This window comes from Methylophilus sp. Leaf416, assembly GCF_001424665.1.
Classification (GTDB): Bacteria; Pseudomonadota; Gammaproteobacteria; order Burkholderiales; family Methylophilaceae; genus Methylophilus.
This window is the reverse complement of sequence record NZ_LMQS01000004.1, coordinates 124,382-147,519: the sequence shown is the minus strand read 5'-3', so window position 1 is coordinate 147,519 and position 23,138 is coordinate 124,382. Positions and strand designations below refer to the sequence as shown.

The 23,138-nt window shown below is 49.7% G+C and carries 24 protein-coding genes; 12 read left to right on the top strand and 12 right to left on the bottom strand.

Annotation, left to right across the window (positions count from 1 at the left end; genetic code table 11):
• Nucleotides 1-64: 64 nt before the first annotated feature.
• The 3 genes from ASG34_RS10540 to ASG34_RS10530 all read right to left on the bottom strand — a co-directional run bounded on the left by ASG34_RS10540 (nucleotide 65) and on the right by ASG34_RS10530 (nucleotide 3,889).
• Nucleotides 65-1,279: a MalY/PatB family protein gene (locus ASG34_RS10540; RefSeq protein WP_055830302.1), complete on the bottom strand. Its 1,215-nt coding sequence runs from the start codon at nucleotides 1,277-1,279 to the stop codon at nucleotides 65-67.
• Nucleotides 1,261-3,363: a 5-histidylcysteine sulfoxide synthase gene (gene ovoA / locus ASG34_RS10535; RefSeq protein ID WP_055830301.1), complete on the bottom strand. Its 2,103-nt coding sequence runs from the start codon at nucleotides 3,361-3,363 to the stop codon at nucleotides 1,261-1,263. The genes ASG34_RS10540 and ovoA overlap by 19 nt, the downstream gene beginning before the upstream one ends.
• 289 nt (nucleotides 3,364-3,652) lie before the next feature.
• Entirely contained in the window at nucleotides 3,653-3,889 is a 237-nt protein-coding gene (locus ASG34_RS10530) for a DUF2789 domain-containing protein (protein ID WP_055830299.1), read from the bottom strand.
• Nucleotides 3,890-4,076: 187 nt separating this feature from the next.
• Here ASG34_RS10530 and ASG34_RS10525 point away from each other — a divergent pair, with 187 nt between their 5' ends.
• Together ASG34_RS10525 and ASG34_RS10520 are read left to right on the top strand one after the other, a co-directional pair.
• Nucleotides 4,077-4,541 carry a PA2169 family four-helix-bundle protein gene (locus ASG34_RS10525; RefSeq protein ID WP_082504874.1) on the top strand — a complete coding sequence of 155 codons (465 nt, stop codon included), beginning with the start codon at nucleotides 4,077-4,079 and terminating at the stop codon, nucleotides 4,539-4,541.
• A gap of 42 nt (nucleotides 4,542-4,583) precedes the next feature.
• Entirely contained in the window at nucleotides 4,584-4,817 is a 234-nt protein-coding gene (locus ASG34_RS10520; protein WP_055830297.1) for a DUF2171 domain-containing protein, read from the top strand.
• A gap of 111 nt (nucleotides 4,818-4,928) precedes the next feature.
• On the opposite strand, the gene ASG34_RS10515 is transcribed toward ASG34_RS10520, so the two are convergent.
• From ASG34_RS10515 to ASG34_RS10505, 3 genes are all read right to left on the bottom strand, one after another.
• Nucleotides 4,929-6,182, bottom strand: a complete 1,254-nt coding sequence (locus ASG34_RS10515) for a cation:proton antiporter (RefSeq protein WP_088178522.1) — start codon at nucleotides 6,180-6,182, stop codon at nucleotides 4,929-4,931.
• A gap of 387 nt (nucleotides 6,183-6,569) precedes the next feature.
• Nucleotides 6,570-7,211: a DUF1109 domain-containing protein gene (locus ASG34_RS10510; protein ID WP_055830293.1), complete on the bottom strand. Its 642-nt coding sequence runs from the start codon at nucleotides 7,209-7,211 to the stop codon at nucleotides 6,570-6,572.
• Nucleotides 7,208-7,747, bottom strand: coding sequence for a sigma-70 family RNA polymerase sigma factor (locus tag ASG34_RS10505; RefSeq protein ID WP_055830292.1), 540 nt, complete (start codon nucleotides 7,745-7,747; stop codon nucleotides 7,208-7,210). Before ASG34_RS10505 ends, ASG34_RS10510 begins: the two co-directional genes overlap by 4 nt.
• Nucleotides 7,748-7,914: 167 nt before the next feature.
• Between ASG34_RS10505 and ASG34_RS10500 the strand changes: the two genes are divergently transcribed.
• The 5 genes from ASG34_RS10500 (at nucleotide 7,915) to ASG34_RS14015 (ending at nucleotide 10,127) form a co-directional block, all read left to right on the top strand.
• Nucleotides 7,915-8,136 (top strand): hypothetical protein, encoded by a 222-nt coding sequence (locus ASG34_RS10500; protein WP_055830290.1) that lies wholly within the window; start codon nucleotides 7,915-7,917, stop codon nucleotides 8,134-8,136.
• Nucleotides 8,137-8,179: 43 nt separating this feature from the next.
• A complete protein-coding gene (locus tag ASG34_RS10495) occupies nucleotides 8,180-8,962 on the top strand; it encodes a DUF692 domain-containing protein (RefSeq protein WP_082504873.1) in 783 nt (260 codons plus the stop codon).
• Nucleotides 8,935-9,219, top strand: a complete 285-nt coding sequence (locus ASG34_RS10490; protein ID WP_055830288.1) for an HvfC/BufC family peptide modification chaperone — start codon at nucleotides 8,935-8,937, stop codon at nucleotides 9,217-9,219. The genes ASG34_RS10495 and ASG34_RS10490 overlap by 28 nt, the downstream gene beginning before the upstream one ends.
• Nucleotides 9,170-9,622, top strand: coding sequence for a DoxX family protein (locus tag ASG34_RS10485; protein ID WP_055830286.1), 453 nt, complete (start codon nucleotides 9,170-9,172; stop codon nucleotides 9,620-9,622). The genes ASG34_RS10490 and ASG34_RS10485 overlap by 50 nt, the downstream gene beginning before the upstream one ends.
• A gap of 334 nt (nucleotides 9,623-9,956) precedes the next feature.
• Nucleotides 9,957-10,127: a hypothetical protein gene (locus ASG34_RS14015; RefSeq protein ID WP_156376477.1), complete on the top strand. Its 171-nt coding sequence runs from the start codon at nucleotides 9,957-9,959 to the stop codon at nucleotides 10,125-10,127.
• Between the two features lie 52 nt (nucleotides 10,128-10,179).
• Here the strand turns inward: ASG34_RS14015 and ASG34_RS10480 are convergent, their stop codons facing one another.
• Nucleotides 10,180-11,043 (bottom strand): bestrophin family protein, encoded by an 864-nt coding sequence (locus tag ASG34_RS10480; RefSeq protein WP_055830284.1) that lies wholly within the window; start codon nucleotides 11,041-11,043, stop codon nucleotides 10,180-10,182.
• A gap of 254 nt (nucleotides 11,044-11,297) precedes the next feature.
• Between ASG34_RS10480 and ASG34_RS10475 the strand changes: the two genes are divergently transcribed.
• Complete coding sequence (locus ASG34_RS10475; RefSeq protein WP_055830282.1) at nucleotides 11,298-12,188, top strand: SDR family oxidoreductase; 891 nt, start codon at nucleotides 11,298-11,300, stop codon at nucleotides 12,186-12,188.
• Nucleotides 12,189-12,237: 49 nt separating this feature from the next.
• On the opposite strand, the gene ASG34_RS10470 is transcribed toward ASG34_RS10475, so the two are convergent.
• The 3 genes from ASG34_RS10470 to ASG34_RS10460 are packed head-to-tail and all read right to left on the bottom strand — an operon-like array spanning nucleotide 12,238 to nucleotide 15,909.
• Nucleotides 12,238-13,980 carry a putative bifunctional diguanylate cyclase/phosphodiesterase gene (locus ASG34_RS10470; protein WP_055830280.1) on the bottom strand — a complete coding sequence of 581 codons (1,743 nt, stop codon included), beginning with the start codon at nucleotides 13,978-13,980 and terminating at the stop codon, nucleotides 12,238-12,240.
• A gap of 2 nt (nucleotides 13,981-13,982) precedes the next feature.
• Nucleotides 13,983-14,426 (bottom strand): response regulator, encoded by a 444-nt coding sequence (locus ASG34_RS10465; protein ID WP_055830279.1) that lies wholly within the window; start codon nucleotides 14,424-14,426, stop codon nucleotides 13,983-13,985.
• Nucleotides 14,398-15,909 carry a sensor histidine kinase gene (locus ASG34_RS10460; RefSeq protein ID WP_055830277.1) on the bottom strand — a complete coding sequence of 504 codons (1,512 nt, stop codon included), beginning with the start codon at nucleotides 15,907-15,909 and terminating at the stop codon, nucleotides 14,398-14,400. Before ASG34_RS10460 ends, ASG34_RS10465 begins: the two co-directional genes overlap by 29 nt.
• Before the next feature lie 306 nt (nucleotides 15,910-16,215).
• Between ASG34_RS10460 and ASG34_RS10455 the strand changes: the two genes are divergently transcribed.
• Nucleotides 16,216-17,181 (top strand): DUF72 domain-containing protein, encoded by a 966-nt coding sequence (locus ASG34_RS10455; protein WP_055830274.1) that lies wholly within the window; start codon nucleotides 16,216-16,218, stop codon nucleotides 17,179-17,181.
• A 6-nt stretch (nucleotides 17,182-17,187) separates the two neighbouring features.
• Here the strand turns inward: ASG34_RS10455 and ASG34_RS10450 are convergent, their stop codons facing one another.
• Complete coding sequence (locus ASG34_RS10450) at nucleotides 17,188-17,367, bottom strand: hypothetical protein (RefSeq protein WP_055830272.1); 180 nt, start codon at nucleotides 17,365-17,367, stop codon at nucleotides 17,188-17,190.
• A 291-nt stretch (nucleotides 17,368-17,658) separates the two neighbouring features.
• Nucleotides 17,659-19,467, bottom strand: a complete 1,809-nt coding sequence (locus ASG34_RS10445; protein WP_200934444.1) for an alpha-amylase family glycosyl hydrolase — start codon at nucleotides 19,465-19,467, stop codon at nucleotides 17,659-17,661.
• A 246-nt stretch (nucleotides 19,468-19,713) separates the two neighbouring features.
• Between ASG34_RS10445 and ASG34_RS10440 the strand changes: the two genes are divergently transcribed.
• The 3 genes from ASG34_RS10440 (at nucleotide 19,714) to ASG34_RS10430 (ending at nucleotide 23,132) form a co-directional block, all read left to right on the top strand.
• On the top strand, nucleotides 19,714-20,088 hold the full coding sequence (locus ASG34_RS10440) for a hypothetical protein (RefSeq protein ID WP_055830268.1): 375 nt from the start codon (nucleotides 19,714-19,716) through the stop codon (nucleotides 20,086-20,088).
• Between the two features lie 472 nt (nucleotides 20,089-20,560).
• A complete protein-coding gene (locus tag ASG34_RS10435; protein ID WP_055830266.1) occupies nucleotides 20,561-22,477 on the top strand; it encodes a putative bifunctional diguanylate cyclase/phosphodiesterase in 1,917 nt (638 codons plus the stop codon).
• Between the two features lie 115 nt (nucleotides 22,478-22,592).
• On the top strand, nucleotides 22,593-23,132 hold the full coding sequence (locus tag ASG34_RS10430) for a YgjP-like metallopeptidase domain-containing protein (RefSeq protein WP_055830264.1): 540 nt from the start codon (nucleotides 22,593-22,595) through the stop codon (nucleotides 23,130-23,132).
• Nucleotides 23,133-23,138: the final 6 nt, after the last annotated feature.

Below are 23,138 nucleotides of genomic sequence, written 5' to 3'. Positions count from 1 at the left end.
ATTTGCAGCATATGGGCCTCTCGGTGTTGAGTATTGATAAGGTTGCTGGTGTGGTGGAACAGCTTTAACTACTTTTTGCCAAGGTTGCGTGCAAGCGCGAGAGCGCCGCCATCACATTGGCTTTCGGTGTGCCGATGTTCATGCGCATAAAGCCTTCGCCACCGCGGCCAAACATGGCGCCGGGGGATAAGCCCAGTTTCGCTTCTTCAATGAAAAAACGGTTTAACGCAGCATCATCCAGTGTTAGCTGACGGCAATCCAGCCACAGCAAATAAGTGGCTTGCGGGCGAATGACGCGGATGGCAGGTAGATGCTTGTTGATAAAGGCGATGGCCTCATCCCGCGTGTCCTGCAAATACGCGATTAACGCTTGCCGCCATTCACCACCTTCACGATAGGCGGCTTCAAACGCGGCCAGATTAAATGGATTGGTGACGGAAACGCCCATGTGTTGAAGATGTTTCTGGATGGCGCGCCGATGTGCCTCGTTAGGAATAATCAGGGCAGAAAGCCCCAGGCCGGGGATGTTAAAGGTTTTGCTCGGTGAAACGGCGGTGATGATGCGGTGCGATGCTTCTGAGGCTGACGCAGAGTCCAGGCTCAGCTTGCTTAATGGGATATGTTGCGCATCTGTGTATACCAGGTCGGCATGAATCTCGTCGCTTAAAATGGTCAGGTCGTGTTTTTCAGCGATTTCCAGCAACGCGAGCAGTTCGTCTTTTTGCCAGACTCGGCCAACCGGATTATGCGGCGAGCAAAGCAGCAACAGCTCGGCCTCTTTTGCGGATTCCTCCAGCTCGGCCAAATCCAGCTGGTAAGCAGGATTGCCATCGTCAGTTAAGCGCAGCGGGTTTTCAATCAAGCGGCGATGTTGATTGGTGACGGCAAAGAAAAACGGGAAATACACCGGCGGCTGCACAATCACGCCAGCCTGTTCGGCAGTCAAGGCGGCTACCACCAGGTTTAACGAAGGCACCACGCCAGGTGTCAGCACAATCCACTCGCGTTTCACTTGCCAGTCATGGGTATTCAGCAACCAATCCATCAGTGCCTGATACAGGCTTTCCGGCGTCATTGAATAGCCAAACACCGGATGGCTGGCGCGGTTTTGCAGCGCTTTGCTGATGGCTTCCGGCACTGCGAAATCCATATCGGCTACCCACATCGGCAGCACGTCATCGGTGCCAAATGTGGCTGGCCTGCCATCGTACTTGAGTGACTCAGTACCTTCACGGGCTATCGGCTGATCAAATAACCCGCTCAACGGATGCGTTCCCATAGCGTCACTTCCGACAGCGTGTGCTGGAATTTGTGATTGGTTTCACGAATCACAAACGGGATATCAGCCGGAGGCTGCATCAGGGTAAAGTGCTCGCCCAGTATGGCTTTCAGGCCATCTAATGTAGTCACGTTTTCACCATCTTTTTTATAGCCGCCTATCCATTCCTCGCGTGGCGTGTGTTCTTCCAGCCAGGTATAGGGCGAGCTGAGCATCAGCACGCCACCGATATTCAGGCGCTCATGAATGGCACTCAGGAATTGACGCGGGCTGTAGAGCCTGTCTATCAGGTTCGCCGCAAGAATAAAATCGTAGCCGGTAAATTGTGGCTTGAGGTTACAGGCATCCCCCTGCCAGAACTCAACCTTTTCTATCACCTCATTCAAACCCAGCGCAGCCAGGTTGCGTTCCTGGTAACTGACCAGGTCACCTTCGGTGATCATGGTGTACCGCAACACCCCTTGCTGCGCCAGCTTGAGGGCCAGGCCGATAAACCGGGCAGAAAAATCAATGCCGGTGACGTGGTCAAAATGCCTGGCTAACTCGAAGGTGGCGCGTCCAGTGGCACAGCCTAAATCCAGTGCTTTTCCGGCGGGCCTGGATTGCAAGTGTTGTACCGCATAATCACTGAGTGCCTTGGAAAAGTTGGGTACGCCAAAATAGCTATCACCGTAATGAAACTCGGCATACTCCGACAGCAGTTTGTCGGACTCGTAGTGCGAGGCATTTTCTTCAATCGGGGTATCGGTCACGATATAGCGGAATCCTGCATGTTGGAAAAAATGGCGCCTGAACGCATAACGGGCACTTTTCAGTGCCTCGTTGCCGGTAGAAATCCATGAGCCACCTTTAATCAAATTATGGCGGCCATCAAAAGTCGGGGTCGTGAAATCATCGTACAAAGGATGCACTTGAAAGCCGTCAAACGGGAAAATAGGCGTTTCAGTCCATTGCCAGACATTGCCGACCACATCGAACAACTCGCCGTGTGCAAACTGGTTCACCGGGCAGGAAGACGCAAAATGATCGAGGAACAGGTTGGCATTTGTGCTACCTGCTACTTTTTCATCTGACAAACCGGCATGTTCATAGAGACTATACCACTCATGCTCGGTAGGCATGCGTACCGGTTTGCCCGTTTGTGCCGAGAGCCAGTGACAGTAGGCTTTTGCCTCGTGGTAATTAACTTCAACCGGCCAGCTCCACGGCATATCGACCTCTTCGGTCATTAGCCGCAGTTTCCAGCTATCGCCGTGTTTTACCCAGAATGTCGGGTGTTCGGCCTGCGCAAACCGGCGCCAGGCCAGGCCTTCTTCCAGCCAGTATTCATCCTTCTGGTAACCACCCGCTTCAACAAAGCTTAAGAATTCAGCATTCGACGTCAGGTATTTTGCGGCCTGAAAGGCGCGGCTATGCGCTTTGAACTGGCCGTATTCGTTATCCCAGCCGTAATAATCGGTGGATTTGGTGAGCTGTATATCCCTGGCCGGAATGTCTACCAGGCTATTGGTTGGCGCAGGCACATCCAGCGTACAGTGCGCCCAGTCCGGATGTTGTTTGACGTACTGCAATGCGTGTTGCCGGATCAATACCGAGCTGGTTTCCAGATGGATGCGCTCATGCTCTATGCCCATCAGGATGGGCCACCAGGGACTCTGCCAGTCAATCGGCAGATTAAACGGCAGCGTACTGATCAGCGCATCCACCACCTGACGCACGCTGGCACGGTAGGCTTTGACCTCGGCCGGAGTCGGCCAGGTGTAGTTCATCTCGTTGACATCATCCCAACCCATTTCATCCACGCCTACCGCAAACATGGACTCGAATTGCGGATTCACACGTTGAGTGATTAAGCCTGCGAGGATGAGCTTATTGACGAGAAAAGTATTGGTATGACCGTAATAAAAAATAAGCGGATGTCTTAAGGGATTGGGCTTGACGTAATATGCCTCGTCACTGGTTAACACCTCAAATAATGCTTCATAGACATCCGCAGTTTCATGAAAATAACTGCGTATATCCTCACGGGTGACGAATGTATTCTTGTTGTGTATCGGAATGCTACGATGGGGTTGCTTGTTCATGTTTTTGTAATGATCAGGTTAATTGGTAGCGCCAATAAATGCGTTTCAGAAATATACTTTTTTTAAGAATACTTTAAGTATACGTTTTCAAGTTAAAGCGCCATAAAGCGGGCGCCCGGGCAGCGAGGACGGGCAAGCATAATGGCTACGCCTGGCTGAAGACTCTACTTTGTTCGGTGTTCCACCTGATTAGTTCATTCAATACCGCTGCAATAATGATTATCGAGCATGATGCCTTTCATATTCAGACAATTTCTTGAGCTGGTAGGTCACTCGCAGGCATAGTTTTTTATTTCTTGTGCAACCTGGCATTCAACTGGTCTATCACTTCTGCCCAGTCGGCATCTTTCAAAATCTCTTCGCGCAAAAATGCGGCTTGTGCCGGTGTCCAGTAAGGCGCTTCAGCCAGTGTGAGATAGCCTGCCAAATGGCTATGGGTTTGGATAAAGGTTTCGATCTCCTGATCGCTGGCGGGTAAACCGAGCTGGGCGAAAAGATTGTTGAGGGTATGTTGTGTCGGTTCCATTGTTTAATTCCTTTGTGGTTATCTTTATTGTGATGCCAATATGATGATGTCAGGCCCTGCAGAGTCTGTGACATATCAGGCAGTAGAGAATTCCTACATTGTATTAAGTAAACGCTGATGGAGAGGTTTTACGGCCACGGCCATACTTTAACCTCAAATTGTTTAAATCTATTCAGGAGACAGGAAAATGATTGATAACAATGATGTGATTGCCATATTGAATGAATTGATCGAAACATCCAGGGACGGTGAAGAAGGGTTCCGCAGTGCTGCCGAGCACGTTAAGGATGAACGTCTGAAGGATTTTTTCTTGCGTCGTTCAAAAGATGTGGGTGTGAGTGTGCGTGAATTACAGGATCTGGTGCGCTCATTAGGCGGCGAACCTGCCGACTCGACATCGATTGGCGGCACCTTACACCGGCGCTGGATGGAGTTTAAGACCGCGCTGACCACACAGGATACGCTGACTGTGCTCAATGAAACCGAGCGTGGTGAAGATGCCGCCCTGGCATCGTACCGTGGGGTGCTGGAAATGGATCTGCCCGGTGATATCCGGGCGATTGTGTTACGCCAGATGGATGGTTTGAAACGCAACCGTGATTTAGTGAAGCAATTGCGTGAAGTCTTTGAGACTGAAGCAGCTGTTCATTAACTTTTCCGGGCATGTATGCCCGGATGATCAAAGGAGAAAGCGATGAATACGAGCCAGATTGTTCCAGAAATGCCAGTTGTCTGTTCGCAAGGCGGCCAGTTTGCTACCGTGGACCATATGGAGGGGACTGATTCCATCAAGCTTAAAAAAGATGAGCGTGGCCAGCACCATTACATTCCCACCAGCTGGGTAACCGGCATTGAAAATGGCAAGGTGGTGGTCGACCGCCCTGGTGAAGAAGCCATGGAAGACTGGACTGAATCGCCCACGCATTAATGAATCACTGATTTCAGTGATTCCAGCAAGCCAAGATCAAAGACCCGGAGCGCAGGTTCCGGGTCTTTTTGTTTGTGCGCTTTACTGCAGCGCTTGTTTAGCACAGGCTGATTAAGCGTCTTTTTTCATGATCCCAAATACAGGTTTGACACTGATGCCGTGCACCAGGATGGAGAGCGCCACTACAATCAGTGTCAGTTGGGTTAAATCCCTGGCGAGGGGAGGCTGCAGACCATGCTGCAGCGCATACATCAGGTAAAAAATAGACCCTATCCCGCGTACGCCAAACCATCCCACGGTGCCCTGGATCCGCCAAGGGGTATGGGTGCCCAGCGAGCCGATCAATACACTGACAGGGCGAGCGATCACGAAAATAAACATAGCCAGGCTGATGGTGCGCCAGTTCCAGAATTCAAGTAACAGCATGCCTCCCACCAGCAGGACCAGCATCAGCTCCGATAGTCTTTCCAGATGCTCCTTGAACACCAGGGCTTCTGCACTGACAATCGCGGGGACGTGAGTGTCGTCCAGTTCAGTAGTGGGCTCTTCCACCCCGGCACCCAGTTGTTCGGGTTTTACCCCAATGTCTTTTGCAAGTTTGAGTTCGGTATGCCTGAGGGCTACAGCTGCAAAAAATACTGCCAGGAATCCCCATGCACTGACCAGTAGGCACAGGCCATATACCAAGGCGATCAGGCCTAGCGCGACCAGGTCATCCAGCACATCATGCTTGTGCTCCTGGCCTCTCAGCTTCCATACAGTGATGCCTGTCAGCACCCCTCCGGCGATGCCTATCACCACGGCGGCGCTTGTGCTCCAGATGACATCCTTGAGCAGCCATAACCAGCCGAAATCGCCTAGCTGATGCAGACCCAGCAAGCCTAAACCCAGCATGACAAAAGGAAAGGCCGTGCCGTCGTTAATGCCGGCTTCACAGGTTAAGGTGAACCTGAGCTGATCACGGTCGCCCGGGTAACGTGATTGTGCATCCGTTGCCAGCACCGGGTCTGTAGACGCCAGCATGGCGCCCAGTAGCACGCCGGCCCCGATCGGCAAATGAAGTACCAGCACGGAGAACACAGCGATCAGCCCAATGGTGATAACCATGGACAGCGATGCCAGCTGTAACGGCAATCGCCACTTCCTGAACCTGAAAGGCACGGGCATCTTCACCCCGGCTGAAAATAAGGAGATGAGGACTGCTATTTCCGTCAGCACTTCCAGCAAGGCGGATTGCTTGATGGGGTCAAAATAAAACAGGTGTAATACGGAGGGCCCGAGCAGGAAGCCAATGGCGAGATAGACTATGGCTGGTGTAATGGGAAACTTCTGTAAGGAGGTTTTGCTTAAGCCCCTGCTTAACATTAGAAGTCCGATGAGTAAGTACCACAGGGGATAGGTCATCTTCGTCCTAAGTTTATAGTTAAGTCGCGTTGTTTATTGGAGTCACTAGCAGTGTAATGCGTGTTGCGGACTATGGATAGCAAATGCGTAACCACTTAGAAACGATAGCATTTTTACAGATCAACATTGCACCGTTGAATGCGGGGATGCAATGAATATATCAGCAGGATAGGATATACATTAAAGGGATTTGAACAGTGCGGTAATCAGCGTTGCGCTGATTGAATTGTCAGATAAATCCCAGTCAGGAGTGACTGCTCTGCCATGAAGATTGCCGTCACCAGTGCATCTCATTTCGAGGGATGCCTGGTGCGGATTCTTGAAGTCGCTTTTTTAGCGGGCAGGTTTTTACCAGCGTAAACTGCGATTGCCTACCCAGGCCATGATCGCAGTGGGCACCAGCATGCCAAGCACATACCAGACCGCCAGGAATGGGGCGGCCATTTCAGGGCAGTGCAGGGCGTAGACGCTTGCACCGACGCCACCCGCTAACCAGCCGGCAATCGCTCCGCTCAACATGGGTTGTGTGGGCGCCAGGTTGCGTAAAGCGAAAAGGGTGGCAACTGCGGTCGGCACTGCTAAAAACGCAATATTCTTGATGCATACGCGCCAGGTTTTACCCCATAGCATTTCTGAATGCTGGCTGGGGTCGGCGTTGACCCAGGTCCAGATTGCCCATGTCCATAATGCCGCTATCGGGATAAGCAACACCCAATAATTTATCTTCGGAAGTTTGCCAGGATGTGCCAGCGCGAAAATAAATACCAGCCCTAGCACGACATTGGCGAACGGGACACCTACTTTCATCCAGAAAGGGAAAGTGCTGCTGACCTCTTTAATATCAGGGCGTATGCCATAGAAGGTGAGTAACAATATGAAGGAGATGGCTACGCCTGTCAGCAAGGCTTTGCTGATGAGTTTTTCAGGCACGTGTGGTTGTACAGGTTCAACCCCGGTGGCGAGCATTGTGATTAATTCATCGGTTTTCATGCTTGTTCCTTCCACATTTTTGCCAGCGTCTTCATGCCACGGTGCACACTCACTTTGATCGCCGACACTGACATACCAGTGATTGCCGCAGTCTCTGCGACGGACAGACCATCAAGCTTGGTGTGCTGTATGGATAAACGCTGGTTTTCTGGTAATGTTTCTAGCAACTTGTCTAAATCCTTTTTTGAGTCATTCGCATCGTGATCGCTGATGGCAAGCCATTCAACTTCATCATCAAACGGGTCGTTCAATGCCTCGTGCTGCGAGCGTCGACGCAAACAGTCGATCATTTTGTAGCGCGCCACGGCATACAGCCACGGCGTAAAAGGTTCTTCACGGCGATAGGTATGGCGTTTGGTGTGAATGGCGAGCAATGTCTCCTGCACCAGGTCCTCTACCTCATCGGGCACGCGTACCAGCCTGCGCCTGAGGTAGGCTCTTATCAAGCCGCTGGTTTGCTGGAGCAAAAGCTGGTAAGACGCTGCATGCCCGTCTAACGCCATTAACATCAACTGCCGCAATTCTTCTTCTATCATTGGTTATTAATTCGCTTTATTGAGAAAAAGGTTACACAGACATGAATAAATAAATTTTTATCACGTAGTGTAACCATATTGCTAATGGCCCCGTATTAGCAAGTGAACATTGTGAAAAATGACTGTTTCATTCAAACAATGCTTATCAACTTAATTGGAGACTTAACATGAATATCAAACAGTTAGCTGCATTAGCCACCACCATTATTGCCACCAGTGCATTCGCAGGCAGCCCGCCAGAAAAAAAATGCAGTGCTGGCACATGTAGTAAAAAAGAGATGTCTTCAGACAAAAAAGCAGAATCTTCATGTTCCAAAAAAGACGCAGGCGAGCACAAAGACAAAGAGTCTTCATGCTCTAAAAAAGAATCTAGTTGTTCCAAGAAATAATGATCACGCAATAAGCGTGATTACTGAAATAAGGGTTATCACCATGGCTGGGCTGGGTTACCGACAAGAAATGGCAGAGTGGGAAATGTCGACGGTGGCGGCTGACTTTTTTGAAGTCGCCCCCGAGAACTGGATTCGACGCGACAGAACCCCACTGCATCAGCTATTAGCGTCGGGTCGCCCGATCCAGCTACATGGTGTGTCCCTCAGCCTGGGTGGGCAAGCGCCTGTCCAGCACGCATTTTTGAAGTCGGTGCGCGAGCTTATGCAGGATCTTGATATTGAACATTATTCTGACCACCTGGCTGCCAGTGGCGATGCGCATCAACTGTACGACCTGTTTCCTATCCCGTTTACAAACAGTGAAGTCATCCGTATTAGTGACCGTATCAAGCAGGTGCAGGATGTACTGGGAATGAGGATCGCGGTCGAAAACACCACTTATTACACCAACCTTGCGGAAATGAGCGAAGCTGAGTTCCTGATGCAGGTGGTGGAACGTGCCGATTGCAACATATTGCTGGATATCAACAATATTGCGGTGAACCACAAAAACCATCAGCTGTTAGGCGTGCATGACTTTGTTTCGCAACTCGATATGCAGCGCGTGACTTATATGCATGTGGCTGGCCACGAGTTTGATGAGCGCTTCGGGCTGTATATTGATACGCATAGCCAGGGTGTGGAGGCCGGCACACGCGAAGTGGCGATGGCTTTGCACCAGCAATACCAGATCCCCGTGCTACTGGAATGGGATAACGATATCCCTTCAATTACTCACATCAACCAAGAGCTCGCATGCCTGAAGACTTCTACAGCTATATAAGGGGCACAACCGATGTGGTGCCAGCCGGCTATGCAGAACCCGGCATGCGCGCCTATCGCTACTTGGTTTACCTGGGCGCCAGCCAGATGGTGGAAGCGCATTTCCCTGAAATCCGGCAGCAGATGGGTGAATCGGCCTGGAAAGAATTAATACAGGCATTTGTACGCCAGTCAGCCTGGGCCTCACATTTTTATGGAGATTTAAAAGATGAATTCCTTGCATTTATTGCACGCGAAGCTGATAGCAGCGATTCGTGACCTTGGCTTGCTGGCACTCAGGATCTTTGCTGGCCAGGAGTTTCTGGTGGCCGGTTACACCAAGTTAAGCGGTGGTATTCAAGCGCCGGAATGGTTTAGTGGACTGCAATTTCCTTTCCCGCTAGGGCTGCTTGGCGCGGACTTGAACTGGGTGATGGCCGGCACGGGGGAAATTGTATTTGGCCTGGCATTGCTGGTCGGATTGTATGGCCGTTTGGCTGCGCTGGGCTTGCTGTTTATCACCTATGTCGCGATCTACACCGTGCATTTTGATTTGGGCTGGTCTGGCTGGAACCAGATCGATACCGAGGCAGGCCTGGGCTTTAAAGTGCCGCTGATGCTGGGGCTGATGCTGTTCACGATTGTGACGCAGGGTAGTGGGCGTTATAGCATTACGAAGTGAGATCGTTCCTCAGGATTTTGTAGTAGTGGTGGAGCGATTGCGAGCAACGCACGGCGACGCAATCCGTTCACGCGGACCCTTCTTCTGTGAATCCGTAAAAACTGAACTCCAAGGTAATGACTTTCTTCGGGGTGTTTATGAATAAATCCTGCTGGGTGAAGACATCGTATTCAAAACATGAGTATTTACGCAGGTTGAACAAATATTTGCATTAGCCATCCCAAAGCCTGGGTGATGGTCAGCCTGACACTGACAAAAAAATCAGCAATTTTCTGATAATCCTGCGAGGCGCTAACATCTATGATCTAGCCATCTACTTGATAAGGAGAGCGAGATGGCAATCAACCTTGTTAGCATGAATGAAGAAGCATCCGGCTATACTGACAATGAATATTTAGCTGGCGATGCCTTCAGTAACTACACTTCGGAAAAACTCACCCATGTTCCAGAAATAAGAGACGAATTCAGGCAAGAGCTCCAGGGTAGACCTAATCTGGAACTATGAATAGTATGAATAGAATAAAGCCGCTAGATGCGGCTTTTTTTTGTAGTTATTTTTACAATAATTCTTCTACGTGTTTCTGGATATTGGAAGCGATTTTTGCGGTGGGCAGGTCATTTGCATCACTGCCAAACGGGTCTTCGATCTCTTCGGCAATAAGTTCCAGGCTGGCGAGTACATAGAAAATGAACACAACTACCGGCACCACGTAATAACCCAGGTTGAACACAAACCCAAACGGCAAAGTCATCACATAAAAGAAGATGAATTTCTTGATAAAAGCGCTATAAGAGTACGGGATAGGCGTATTTTTAATGCGTTCGCACGCACCACAGATATCGGTAAAAGATTGCAGCTCGGCGTTAATGAGATAGAACTGGTGCCCGCTGATTTTTCCGGTGGTATACAGTTCATTGGCTTTTTGGAATAGATGTTGTGCAATCTGGTTTGGGTGATGTTCGTGGTGATCGATTTCCAGATCCAGCCCTTCAAACAGCATTTTGCTCACTTCTTCATTCATCAAATGCTGAGAAAGCACCGAGGCATAAGTCGGGATGATTTTCCTGAAAAAATCGCGGTCTGATTCATCGGATAAATAAGCCGAAAGCTTGATCGCCAGGTTGCGGCTATTATTCACCAATGCCCCCCACAACTTCCTGCCTTCCCACCAGCGGTCATAAGCGGTGTTGGTTCTGTAAGCCAGTAATAAGGACAATACAAACCCAACGGTGGTGTGGATTAACGACAGGTTTTTAACATGGCTGCTGTCGGATAACTTCAAATATTGCAATTCAAGGTAGGCAATCCCGGCGGCGTAAATACCGATAAACACCATCATGGGAAACAGGCGCCGGAAGGTGTCTGACTCATGAAAGCGGAAGATGAAAATAATCCAGTCTTTTGGGTTGTATTGAATCATGGTGGAAGGTTGGTTTTGTAATGGGTCGAGTTTAGCATGGTGGCGCAGACATGGTTAAACAAGCGCCAGCAAAAGGGGAGGCTAGACAGGATGGTATTGTGTCTCGCCCGTTTCAATTGCATAATTCAGCCATGTTGATTGTATTTTCCTGCTTGATTTAAATGTTTGGCGATGTAGTTGTGCATCGCTCCCATTACATTTGACGCCAGCCAGTCCAGCTTCGATTGGCGCGTCATCTATTGACAGGAAACCATATGATTCACTCACCTCTCCTGATTTCAGGAGCTTCTGGCCGTCTGGGCCAAACTGTAGTGCAAACACTTCTAAAGCAAAAAATTCATCAGCAGCGACCGTTGATTCTCACAACGCGTACCCCTAAGAAGCTGGCGATGTATCAACAACCTGGTGTGGAAATCCGCCAGGCGAATTTTGATGAACCGGCTGAGCTTGCCAGTGCATTTCGTAGTGCCAAACGCATGCTGCTTATTAGTACCAATCTGCTGGATGGCACGGGCAAGCGCGTAGAGCAGCATCGCCATGCTATTGACGCCGCCAGGCATGCTGGCATAGAGCATGTGGTCTATACCTCCTTCATGCAACCATTGCATGGCTTGCCGATGCCGCCTGCCAGGGATCATTTAGCTACTGAAGCACTGATACAACAAAGTACGATGCGCTATACGATTTTGCGAAATGCGTTTTACTACGACATGCTTCTGCCCCTGATCAGAGAGGCAATCGAAGCGGGTACGGTTTCTTCAGTCTCTGGTAACGCCGCCATCGCCTATATCGCACGTGAAGATTGCGCCAAAGCGGCGGCACAAGCCTTGATTACTGAAAGCAAGGACATGACTTTCACGTTGACCGGGCAAACCATCCATTTGCGGACGTTTGCCAGCAGGCTCGGTTCGTTGTTGAATAAACCGGTTACCTATCAGGCGATCACTGGGGAGCAAAAGCTTGAACAGTACGGCAAGGCTGGCTTGCCACATGCGGTAGCAAAATTGCTGGTAGAGATCGATCAAGCCCTGTTGCAGGGGGCGATGGATATTCAAACGGCAGATTTCAAGCGATTGACTGGTTTAGAGCCTGCGTCCCCGGAAGACTTTATCAGACAACAGCTAGCGCTGAATGAATGGTTGTGACCAACCGTTTGCATTCACTAAACACCCGCCAGTGCAGATCGGCGGGTGTTTAATCATTTGATGATAATGTGCGATACCTGACGGGGTCGTGTGCGTTTAAAAATGCGACAAAGTCATCTGGCGAGAGTGCTTTGGCGAAGAGATAGCCCTGCAGCATATCCGCCCCTAATTCACGGCAGAGGCGGGCTTGTGCGACGGTTTCTATGCCTTCTACCACCACATCGAGATCCAGGCTTTTTGCCATGACAATCAGGGCTTTCAGTATACGGCTGTCAGCTTCGCTTTCCGGTACATTTTGCACAAATGAGCGGTCCACTTTCAGGATGGAAGCGGGCAGGCGCTTGAGGTAAGACATGGAAGAGTATCCGATACCAAAATCGTCGAGGGCGATCTTCACGCCCAGGGACTTGAGGTTATTGAGGATGGCCGATGTTTTCTCGAAGTCTGATACGAGTACACTTTCCGTGACTTCTATCGACAGGCAGCCGCCACTCAGGCCTGCGGCTGCCAGGTCGTGTTGAATGTCGCTGAACATGCTTTCGCGTTGCAACAGTTGCTCACTGGCGTTGACCGCTAATACAAACTGGTCATCGACATGGCCTTCTTTACGCCATTGGGCAAGCTGCAGGCATGCCAGTTGCCTGTTCTGGGTGTCAATGGCGGCAAGGAAGCCGAGTTCTTCAACGGTATCTATAAATTCGATGGGAGGTAGCAGTCCTTTGACCGGATGTTTCCAGCGCATCAGCATCTCGGCGCCGCATACCTGGAAGGTCTTGGCATTGATGACCGGTTGGTAGTGTTGAACCAGCTGGTTTTGCAAACGCTGGGAGCGTAATTCTCCCTCGAGCATGATCCGGTGCAGGATCTGGTCTTGCAGGTCTTCGCTATAGAAATGAAAACCGTTGCGGCCTTCACGCTTGACCTGGTACATGGCCAGGTCCGCCCGTTTTTGCATATCCTCCGCGTTAGTCGCACACCTGGGATAGGTTGCAATCCCTATGCTGCAGGTGACAAAGTGTTCAGTATTGTTCAGCGGAATCGGTTCACGTATGCTCTCAAGCACTCGTTGAGCAAGGGCGCCCACCGAGGTTTCGGTATCCAGATCGTGCACGACAATGGCAAACTCGTCGCCCCCCAGGCGGCAGACTACATCACCTTCACGCACCACGGTCAGTAAACGCTGTGCAATCTGCTGGAGTAACTGGTCTCCCGAGTCATGACCCTGACTGTCGTTGATAAGTTTGAAATTGTCGATATCCAGGTAGATCAGGCCGAGCTGGAAATTGAGGCGCTGAGCACGCTGGATGGCGCCTCGCAGGTGTTCCTCAAAGTAGTAGCGGTTGGATAACCCGGTCATGGGATCATTTTCCGCCAGGTATTTGAGACGCTTATGCGTATCAATCAGCTTGCTGGTGAGCTCGTGCCGCGCCTTTGCATGCAGAAGTGCCTTGGTCAGGTGGCGTTCTGAAAGTTCTTTTTTCAGCAAAAAATCCTGGGCGCCCGCGAAAATGCAGTTTCTCTCTATGATCTCATTGTCTTCCATGCCGGTGAGTATCACCACGGCAGCATGTTTTTCAGCGTGCTGCGTGAGCTTGCTTAAGACATCCAGGCACTCCATGTCAGGCAGGCGGTAATCCAGCAGGACGATATCAAATGTATGTTCATCATACAGTTTGAGAGCCCTGACAGCATTGTTGGCCTGCACAATGTCTTTGACTAGCCTGGGATTTTGCAAAACCCGGATGACAGCCATCCGGTCCAGTTCATCGTCATCCACGAGTAGCAATCGCATCTTTACTCCTTTGTGACGGGTAGTTCAACCAGCCGCCAGTAATGCTCGATAAACCCGATCACCTCCATGAAGTCACGGTCCATGTGCTGCTTGAATACGTAGCCTGCCACGTGTTTGCGATAGGCGGCCACCAGATCTTCATCTGATTTCGATGTGGTCAGAACAAATACCACGGCATGTGTCAGCTGCGGATCTGTACGCAGCATTTTTAAAAATTCAAGCCCACTCATGCGCGGCATATTGAGGTCTAGCAAGATAATATAAGGCTGGGGGACCGCGCCGCTACGTAACAAATCCAGCGCTTCCCGACCATCACGTGCACGCAGCACGGTGTTGAGTAGCCGCATTTTGCGTAGGGCACGCTCGAGTGCGATCGCGTCGATGTCGTCATCGTCAACAATCAGCAGGGTGACTTCTTTATAGTTTTGCTTCGGCTGAATTTGCACGGTTCAGCCTCTCTTCAATGTTGATTGGCCAGGTAAAACGGATAGCGCTGCCACGAATACCATCTGACACTATGCTGGTGCTGCCGCCATAGGCTTCGACTATCTTTTTTACCAGCGCCAGCCCCATACCGCTGCCTTCGACTTCATCGCGTGGTCGCAAGGTTTGAAACATGATGTATACACGCTCCTGGTACTCTGGCGAAATGCCTGGCCCATCGTCAGCCACGCTGAATTCATAGTAATGCTTACTGGCTACCCGCCAGCTAAGTTCTATCCGGCCTGCAGGTTTATCATGATGTTTGATTGCATTGCTGAACAGGTTCCGCAGGACTTGTTCCAGTGGTGTGGTCAGTGTGTTGAAGGTTGGCAGGTCGGCAGCCACTTCCAGCGTGAAGCCTTCCGGAGGTGTTTGCATCTCAAAAATATTTTGCGCCCATTTTCCGAGATCCACCTGACTGACACTGCCTTCGAGGCGGCCGGCCCGGGAATAGGCCAGCAAGTCGTCAAGCAGGCGTTCCATCCTGCGCAGGCGGCCACGCAGCAAGTTCATATGCTGTGGGATTGCCTCGGTGTGACCGTTGTTGAGGTCTTCTTCAATCCAGTGCGAAATCTGGAAAATGCCACGCAACGGCGACTTCAGGTCATGCGAGGCGACATAGGCAAAAGTCGCCAGCTCTTTATTGCTGCGTTCAAGTTCATCTCTGTGCTCAGCGAGTTTGATGCTGGCTTTGACGCGGGCTGAAATGTCGGTAATGGCGGAAAGCACTTTGACGCCATCATCGGTTTCAATCGGGTTAAGGCCTACTTCTACAGGGAATTCACTACCGTCCTTGCGGCGGGCAAACAGATCGCGGCCAGTTCCCATGGCCCGTGGACTCAATTCGGAAAAAAAGGAATCCCGGTGTTGCGGATGCTGGTGGCGGAAGCGCTCCGGCAGCAGGATGTCGATGGGCTGGCCCAGTAGTCCCGCCCGGCTGTAACCAAAGATTGTCTCGGCCTGGGTATTGACCATTTCAATGATGCCGCGCTTGTTCACCATGACCATGGCATTGGGTGCAGCTTCAACTACCTGGCGGAAACGCTCTTCCAGGCGCTTGCGGGCAGAAATATCCGTGATAGCTGACAAGACTTTGACACCATCATCGGTTTCAATCGGATTGATACCAACCTCTACGGGAAACTCACTGCCGTCCTTGCGGCGGCCAAACAGGTCCCTGCCGGTTCCCATGGCGCGCGGACTGAGGTCAGAAAAAAAGGAATCACGGTGTTGCGGGTGCTGGTGGCGGAAGCATTCTGGTAACAGGATATCAATGAGCTGACCCAGCAATTCGTCACGGCTATAGCCAAAAATGAGTTCGGTCTGGGTATTCACCATTTCGATGATGCCCCGTTTGTTGACCATGACCATGGCTGTGGGCGCGGCTTCAACTACCTGGCGAAAGCGCAAATTGGCACGCTCGATGTCGCCGATGTCATCATGCATCTACAGCCCCCTATGGCTGCTCCATCCTGGCAAACGTGACTGCGACTGAGGTGAACCTCAGTGGTTCTATATACATATTTATGCCAATTCTATCTATTTTTTTAAAAATTACCACAACGAGATGATCCGTTTGTAGCAGGGATAACCTCTGCCATTCATATTGTTTTTCTGACAATCGCTTGCAGATGCGGATATCAGGATATGTTTGTCAGGGTGTAAGTAAAATTGCTGGTTTTCTTTGAATGATAACGGGCCCGCAAATCGCAAGCGGTTGAACTTAATACTGGCGACGACATACCAACCTTGATGGCTAAGCAAATTTTGATTGGTATCTCAGGCTGGCGTTATCCGCCATGGCGCCAGGTCTTTTACCCTAAAGGCTTGATTCAAAAGCGTGAGCTTGAGTTTGCTTCGCAGGCGTTGCCAACCATCGAGCTCAATGGCTCTTTTTATGCCTTGCAACGGCCAAGTAGTTACCTGAGCTGGTATGAGCAAACACCGCCAGATTTTGTATTCAGCATTAAAGCCACGCGCTACATTACCCATATATTACGGCTGGAAAATATTGAAACAGCCTTGGCGAATTTTTTTGCCTCGGGCCTGCTGGCGCTCAAGGAAAAGCTGGGACCTGTCTTGTGGCAGTTTCCGCCGAGCTTCAGGTTCGATGCAGCTCTGTTCGAAAATTTTTTGAAGCAGTTACCGCATGACACAGAAGCCGCTGCCAAGCTGGCTGAAAAGCGTGATGCCACTATGCACAATCGTGAATTTATCAAAGCCGATCAAAAACGTGCGTTGCGGCATGCGGTAGAAATCCGCAACAAGAGTTTCGAGGTTCCCGAATTTATAACATTGCTGCGCAAATATAACGTGGCACTGGTGATTGCAGATACGGCAGGCAAGTGGCCGGATAATCAAGATATCACCGCCGATTTCACTTACTTAAGGTTGCATGGCGCAGAAGAGCTGTATGCCAGTGGTTACACCGATAAGGCACTCGATCATTGGGCTGCGCGCATCGATGCCTGGAGTAAAGGCAGCCAGCCGGAAGATGCGAAACTGGTTTCTGAAGAGGCTCCGACACAACGCAAATCACGCGATGTGTATTGCTATTTTGATAATGATATCAAAGTGAAAGCGCCGTTTGATGCGCGTAAGTTGTTAAGGCGGCTGGACCTGGAATCCGGGTTGCGTGAACTGGATTGGTCACACGCGGATGAGCCTGGCGAATTGAATCCCACCAAAGCCCGGGGGAAAGCAAAACCGGCAAAGTAACCCGCTTTACGGAATGCCGATAATCTTCAAATACTCTTCTAATGTCAGGGTCAATTCTTGCAACGAGCTATTTACTTCATCCAGATGCTGGTTGCCATTCAAATGTAATTTTTCGAGTAATGCTTTGTGTTTTTCCACCGCATCCAAATGCGCTTCCAGTTTGGCTTCTTTTAACGCTGTGGTCATGATGTGTCTCCTCAACCATTCATTTACGTATGGGTAAGAGTCATTGATTGCTCACAAAGTTTGAGGATCAACAGGTAGATTGGTAATTTTACGCAAATGAGCTAACGCTTCGTAGCTCGCTACGGTGATTCAGGGTTGAGTTGCAAGGTAGCACGAAATGCAGAAACGACATATCTGAGCCGGGCTGGCGAGTCAGTAACATTGCAGTCAGTCGGTGCATCAAGTATCAAAAAAGCCGCGAATTGCGGCTTTTTTGATTAACAACGAGTGTGAGATTTTAGAGGCGTCTGCTTATTTATCCTGCGAATAAATCAGGCATGTATAGGCGCCAATGGTGATTGGCGCTGAGTAGCCTAAACCATCCTTGCCTTCTTCGTTGGCACTGATGTCACCTGAAGGGGTTTCATCCATCTCTTCGTTATAGAGCGTGGCGTCGCTGTTGAAACGCAGCTTCCATTCACCACCTTGCGGCAGGCCGATGACATAGTTTTCCTTGCGGCCTTCGGCGAAGTTGAACACGACGACTACATCATCACCAGCGCCACCTTCTTTTGAACGATGCATGGCGATCAGTTTGTCGTTGTCATTCACATGGTAAACCGACGTATGTTGCCCGCTTAAACCAGCGGAATGCCCGGCGCGGTTCAGGCGAAGATTGATCAGGTCGCGGTACAGGGTGGTAATGTCGGCGTACTCTTCTGCGCGTTGCCAGTCGATGGGTCTGTCATCACGGAACCATTGATCACGCAGGAATTCCTGGCCTTGAAGCAGCATGGGAATGCCTGGCGCAGTCAGGACTAGTGCAGCGCCCAGGGTTGAGCGTTTGATGGCATATCTGTTCGGACGGTCACTAGGGTCAATTTCAGAAACCAGGCGTTGTTTGCCGTTGGCAACTTCATCATGTGATTCGGTATAGACCACACGCTGGAATGCATCATGATTGTACTGATTCAGCAGGGCGTCGCGCACGGCATGCATAGAACGATGGGCATCATCGCCTTCTATCAATGCCTCCCGGATCGGGTGCACAAACCCGGCATCCCATTGGCTGCTGAAGTTAGCGCCGCCATGCTCTTTAGCCAAGGTGAGCTCCGCGCTATTTTGCAGGTCTTCGGCAATGGTGATTTTGCCCGGATGGCGAATTTGCACTTCACTGTTGATCCATTGCAGCAGGCTGAAGCCTTCGGCAATCAGGTCCTGCGCATCGGCTTCTACGCTGCGGATATACAGCGTCATGTCGTAACGCAGACCATCGGCATGGTAGTCACCCAGCCACATCATGGCGTTATCAAAAATATACTGGCGCACTTCGCCACGGCCATAATCCGGGCGCGTATCGCCCCAAGGCGTAGTGGAGCGCCAGTCATTATAAAAATAAATGCCGCCTTTATCGTTTTCGCTCCAGCCATCAAACTGCCACAAGCTGATGTCGGATGGGCCAAAATGGTTGTACACCACATCTACAATCACGGCGATGCCCGCTTCATGTGCGGCGGTTAAAAAACGCTTGAAGCCATCCGCACCGCCGTAAGCGCTCTCAATTGCATAAGGATGCGCAGGGTTATAACCCCAGGAATAATCACCGGCAAATTCGGCAATCGGCATCAGCTCGACCGCATTGATCCCCAATGCTTTGAGGTGCGGCAGGCGTTCAATGGCACTGTCAAACGTGCCGACCTTGCCTTCTTCAGTATTAAACGTGCCGATATGCATTTCATAAATGACCAGGTCGTTCCAGGCGGGCATCTGAAAATGGTTTTTTGGCGGCTCGAACAAATCCAGCGCAGGAATCACGCCGCTACCTACCGAGTTGGTAACGATTTTAGCGTAAGGGTCTATACGTTGCAGTTGCTGTTCACCATTGACGATATGAAACTTGTATTCATCACCTGGCTTGGCATGGGAGAGATCTGCATACCAGTAGCCATTTTCTTCATGCACGCAGTCATCCGTCTCTGCTTGCCAGTCATTAAAAGTGCCGATAACAGAGACCTTGTCTGCATTAGGCGCCCATACGCGAAATGCCACCCCATGCGCATGTGGAATAGCGCCCATTCCGGGCAATGGATCGAAGGAGGGTTGCAGGCTGGCAGACGACATGATGATAACTCCGTTAATAAATCGTTAGTTGAGCCGCACGTGAATTATTCACGCGTGGATAATGTAGGAGAATCTATACAATCTATAAAGGTGTCAAAAGAAGTCTGATTCTGATAATTCTGTCAGCGGACTCTGTCAGAAAAGTCTTACTTGAGAATCAGCCGCAAGCCTGCAATCAAAAATCGGCTGCGCCACTAAAATAGCCGAAAATTTAAACTATTAAAGTTGTGGACAGGTTAAAGAATTATGCTGACATCGATTGAATTTGCGAATGAAGTGTTTGAAGAGTTAAGGGTTTCGATAGACCAGGCTTGCAAAGAGCGCTATTGGTTTATTGCCTGCCGTAATGCGCGGGTACTGGGATTCAGCCAGACTGACGTCAGTTGTGGCGCTGCTTATGGTCAATGCTTCGAATTGCAGATTGAGCCAGATATTTATCTTTCTCTGACTTACAAATCAATGGAGTGCACTGAGACTTTGACCTCATCAGATGTGACTAGATTTGAACTGACTTTGAAGCATGGCGATGAGCTAATCAAGGTTTACCAGAATGAGTTTGAAGAAGCGCCTTTGCCTATCGCAAGACCTGTCAGGCATAGAGGGTATTCAGCAACGATTTAAATGAAGTCTTAGAATTTACAATGACAAAAGCCGGGATTCCCCGGCTTTTTCTTTTTCAATCAATGCAATGGAAGTCGAACAAATTTGCTCTGTAGCGAGCGATTAACCGTCTCTGCTAAGAGTAAGCGATCTGATCCAATAGCGGCTTAGCAAATACTAGTAAATTCACCATTTAGTCAGCTGGAATGGATTTAATAATCATTTTATTAAAAAACTGTTCACGAAAAGCTCAATTTTTGTAGGACTAGCTTACCATACGGAATCTTTTCCCCTATGTTGATTTGTCCAGCTGGCGGTGACTGAATTTTTGATGTGATAACTATTTAAGAGAGTGAAAGCCCGTCGCCAATTGGTTTTGATGCACTTTTTATGAAGCTGACAATTGAGAATAGAGTGGAAAATGTGTCTATTTCCAAAAGATTAAAACAAATTGACACCAATTAATATCAGTCAATCAGAAGTGAATTAAAACATGCCTTTTTCTAAAACAACGAGTTCTGAGCTTTTGCTGGCCAGGTATCACAGCCTGATGGCTGATGTGCCCGTCGTCATATTTGCCGGCTTAAGTGCGACGGCTATCCAGATTATTGCTTTGCGGGATGGCGTTGACTGGCGCGTATCTATTGCCTTGCCACTGATACGCATGACCTTTGCCGCCATGTTGTTTATGTACTGGTTCTGGCACCGCGAAGATAACCCTGGCATAGAAAAAGTTCGCTGGCGCTTGCGCGCGGCATCGGTAGTACTGATCATTTCCGGCACCATCACATTTTTCCGCAGTTTGTATTTGTTCAACCATACCGATAGTTTCGGGCATTATTTCCTCGTTATCTATATCACACTGTTTGGCCTGTGTTTTGCATTTATCCTCAGTAAGATTGGGATTGCGGCTTTCATCTATAATTTCCTGCTAATTTCTGCTGCGCTGGTATGCATTTTCATGGGAAATTTTCAACAACCGTATGTGCTGGCCGGGCTGGTGCTGGTGTTTGAGATAGGCATGCTATTCGCCATGCGGGCCAGCAACAACGTGTTTGACCGGCTCATTAATGCCACTTACGAAACCCATACTTTGCTGGAAGAAAACCGGCGTCTGGCAAATCTGGATGCGTTAACGCAATTGCCGAACCGCCGCCAGTTTTTCCTGCATGTAGAACAGCAACTCGCACGTGCCAAAAAAACCGCAGAACCCTTTGCGGTCGGCATTATAGACCTGGATAATTTTAAGCCAGTGAATGATGTATACGGACACCATACTGGCGACCTGGTCTTGAGGGAAGTAGGCGAGCGCCTGGCACGTGTAAAGATCGCCGGCGTGCAGTTTTACCGTTTGGGTGGCGATGAGTTTGCATTCGAGATAGTCACGGATGCGCAGAATGCGATTTTAAAGCAGGTAGGCAAAGAGATTAATCGTATCATCTCGCAACCTATGAATGTCGACGGCATTCTCATTAACATCAAGGCTTCAATTGGTGCCTGCGTGTTTTCCAACACCAAAGATACTGCGCAAGAACTGTATGAACATGCGGATTTTGCGCTTTATCATATGAAACGCACTGGCCGTGGCAATATGGAGATTTACTCGAAGACACTGGAGGAAGAGCGACAGCATCTGCACAAGGTAGACCAGGCATTGCGTGTGGCGGATATGGAGGCAGAGCTGTTCCCGGTGTTTCAACCTATCATCAATGTAGGCACTGGCGAGATAAGCTCATTTGAAAGCCTGGCGCGGTGGAATAGTCCAACTTTAGGCATTGTGCCACCAGCGGTGTTTATTGGTGTGGCAGAAAGTTTAGGGGTAATTTCTGACCTCACGCGGTTGATGTTCCACAAGTCTATTATCGTGATGGCAGAATGGCCGGCGCACATTCGCCTCTCTTTTAATTTGTCAGCATATGACGTGACCAATAAAGCGGTGATTGAAGAGCTGATTTACATGGTAGCGCAGAGCCGTTTGCATCCTTCACGTTTTGTTTTTGAAGTCACCGAAACGGCGCTGTTACAGGACTTTGCCACCGCCAAAGATAATATCGAACTGCTACGCCAGGCGGGTGCGCGGATTGCCCTGGATGATTTCGGCACCGGTTATTCCAGCCTGAGCCATGTGCAAAACCTGCCGCTGGACAAGCTCAAAATCGACCGTAGTTTTATCAAGGATATTGAAACCAACACCACTAGCCAAACCATTGTGCGTTCAATTCTGGCCTTGTGCCAGGGCATGCAGGTAGAGTGCGTTGCCGAGGGGGCTGAAACCGGTAGCCAGGTGCAGTTTTTACAGCAGATGGGTTGCCAGCTGGTACAAGGATATTTCTATTCCAAGCCTATGGCAGCGGAACATATTCCTGCATACCTGGCTGAACATGAGTTAAAACAGGATTTGGTTGCCTAGGTGATTCTGTTAAGCAAGTGCTGGCGTTGGCGTTTCACAGTATCTGATTCCCAACTTGTTACATTGCTAAAATCCTTGATTTTCCAATATTGGGCTGGTGCACTAAAATAGCTGCATGTCTTTGCAGTTAATCCAGCAATATTTACCCGGGTATCCCGCGCAGTTACATGTGCAGATTGCGCAATTGCATGACCAAGGCAAATTGGGTGATTACCTAAGCAAGCGCTATCCGCAGGCACATGCTATTCAAAGCGATAAGGCACTGTATGACTTCTGCAACGATTTTAAGCAGCGCTATTTAAAAAATGCACCTTTGTTAGACAAGGTCTATTTTGATAATCGACTCACGGTAGAAAAACAGACGCTAGGATTAAATACTGCTATTTCACGGGTGCAGGGCGGCAAACTTAAAGCCAAAAAAGAAATCCGCATTTCAGCGTTTTTCAAATCCACCCCGGTTGAATTTCTGACCATGATCGTCGTGCACGAACTCGCGCACCTGAAAGAACGTGATCACGACAAAGCGTTTTATCAATTGTGCCAGCATATGGAACCCAATTACATGCAATATGAGTTTGATTGCCGGGTACATTTGCTATGGCTGACGTTGAACAAGATGCCGACTGCTGCAACCCCAGCATCCATTACAAAGTAAGTGCTG

What these genes read in the sequence shown, in the direction of transcription:
- ASG34_RS10540 (WP_055830302.1), bottom strand. Translation starts at nt 1,279, where the DNA reads ATGGGAACGCATCCGTTGAGCGGGTTATTTGATCAGCCGATAGCCCGT.
- ovoA (WP_055830301.1), bottom strand. Translation starts at nt 3,363, where the DNA reads ATGAACAAGCAACCCCATCGTAGCATTCCGATACACAACAAGAATACA.
- ASG34_RS10530 (WP_055830299.1), bottom strand. Translation starts at nt 3,889, where the DNA reads ATGGAACCGACACAACATACCCTCAACAATCTTTTCGCCCAGCTCGGT.
- ASG34_RS10525 (WP_082504874.1), top strand. Translation starts at nt 4,077, where the DNA reads ATGATTGATAACAATGATGTGATTGCCATATTGAATGAATTGATCGAA.
- ASG34_RS10520 (WP_055830297.1), top strand. Translation starts at nt 4,584, where the DNA reads ATGAATACGAGCCAGATTGTTCCAGAAATGCCAGTTGTCTGTTCGCAA.
- ASG34_RS10515 (WP_088178522.1), bottom strand. Translation starts at nt 6,182, where the DNA reads ATGTTAAGCAGGGGCTTAAGCAAAACCTCCTTACAGAAGTTTCCCATT.
- ASG34_RS10510 (WP_055830293.1), bottom strand. Translation starts at nt 7,211, where the DNA reads ATGAAAACCGATGAATTAATCACAATGCTCGCCACCGGGGTTGAACCT.
- ASG34_RS10505 (WP_055830292.1), bottom strand. Translation starts at nt 7,747, where the DNA reads ATGATAGAAGAAGAATTGCGGCAGTTGATGTTAATGGCGTTAGACGGG.
- ASG34_RS10500 (WP_055830290.1), top strand. Translation starts at nt 7,915, where the DNA reads ATGAATATCAAACAGTTAGCTGCATTAGCCACCACCATTATTGCCACC.
- ASG34_RS10495 (WP_082504873.1), top strand. Translation starts at nt 8,180, where the DNA reads ATGGCTGGGCTGGGTTACCGACAAGAAATGGCAGAGTGGGAAATGTCG.
- ASG34_RS10490 (WP_055830288.1), top strand. Translation starts at nt 8,935, where the DNA reads ATGCCTGAAGACTTCTACAGCTATATAAGGGGCACAACCGATGTGGTG.
- ASG34_RS10485 (WP_055830286.1), top strand. Translation starts at nt 9,170, where the DNA reads ATGAATTCCTTGCATTTATTGCACGCGAAGCTGATAGCAGCGATTCGT.
- ASG34_RS14015 (WP_156376477.1), top strand. Translation starts at nt 9,957, where the DNA reads ATGGCAATCAACCTTGTTAGCATGAATGAAGAAGCATCCGGCTATACT.
- ASG34_RS10480 (WP_055830284.1), bottom strand. Translation starts at nt 11,043, where the DNA reads ATGATTCAATACAACCCAAAAGACTGGATTATTTTCATCTTCCGCTTT.
- ASG34_RS10475 (WP_055830282.1), top strand. Translation starts at nt 11,298, where the DNA reads ATGATTCACTCACCTCTCCTGATTTCAGGAGCTTCTGGCCGTCTGGGC.
- ASG34_RS10470 (WP_055830280.1), bottom strand. Translation starts at nt 13,980, where the DNA reads ATGCGATTGCTACTCGTGGATGACGATGAACTGGACCGGATGGCTGTC.
- ASG34_RS10460 (WP_055830277.1), bottom strand. Translation starts at nt 15,909, where the DNA reads ATGCATGATGACATCGGCGACATCGAGCGTGCCAATTTGCGCTTTCGC.
- ASG34_RS10455 (WP_055830274.1), top strand. Translation starts at nt 16,216, where the DNA reads ATGGCTAAGCAAATTTTGATTGGTATCTCAGGCTGGCGTTATCCGCCA.
- ASG34_RS10450 (WP_055830272.1), bottom strand. Translation starts at nt 17,367, where the DNA reads ATGACCACAGCGTTAAAAGAAGCCAAACTGGAAGCGCATTTGGATGCG.
- ASG34_RS10445 (WP_200934444.1), bottom strand. Translation starts at nt 19,467, where the DNA reads ATGTCGTCTGCCAGCCTGCAACCCTCCTTCGATCCATTGCCCGGAATG.
- ASG34_RS10440 (WP_055830268.1), top strand. Translation starts at nt 19,714, where the DNA reads ATGCTGACATCGATTGAATTTGCGAATGAAGTGTTTGAAGAGTTAAGG.
- ASG34_RS10435 (WP_055830266.1), top strand. Translation starts at nt 20,561, where the DNA reads ATGCCTTTTTCTAAAACAACGAGTTCTGAGCTTTTGCTGGCCAGGTAT.
- ASG34_RS10430 (WP_055830264.1), top strand. Translation starts at nt 22,593, where the DNA reads ATGTCTTTGCAGTTAATCCAGCAATATTTACCCGGGTATCCCGCGCAG.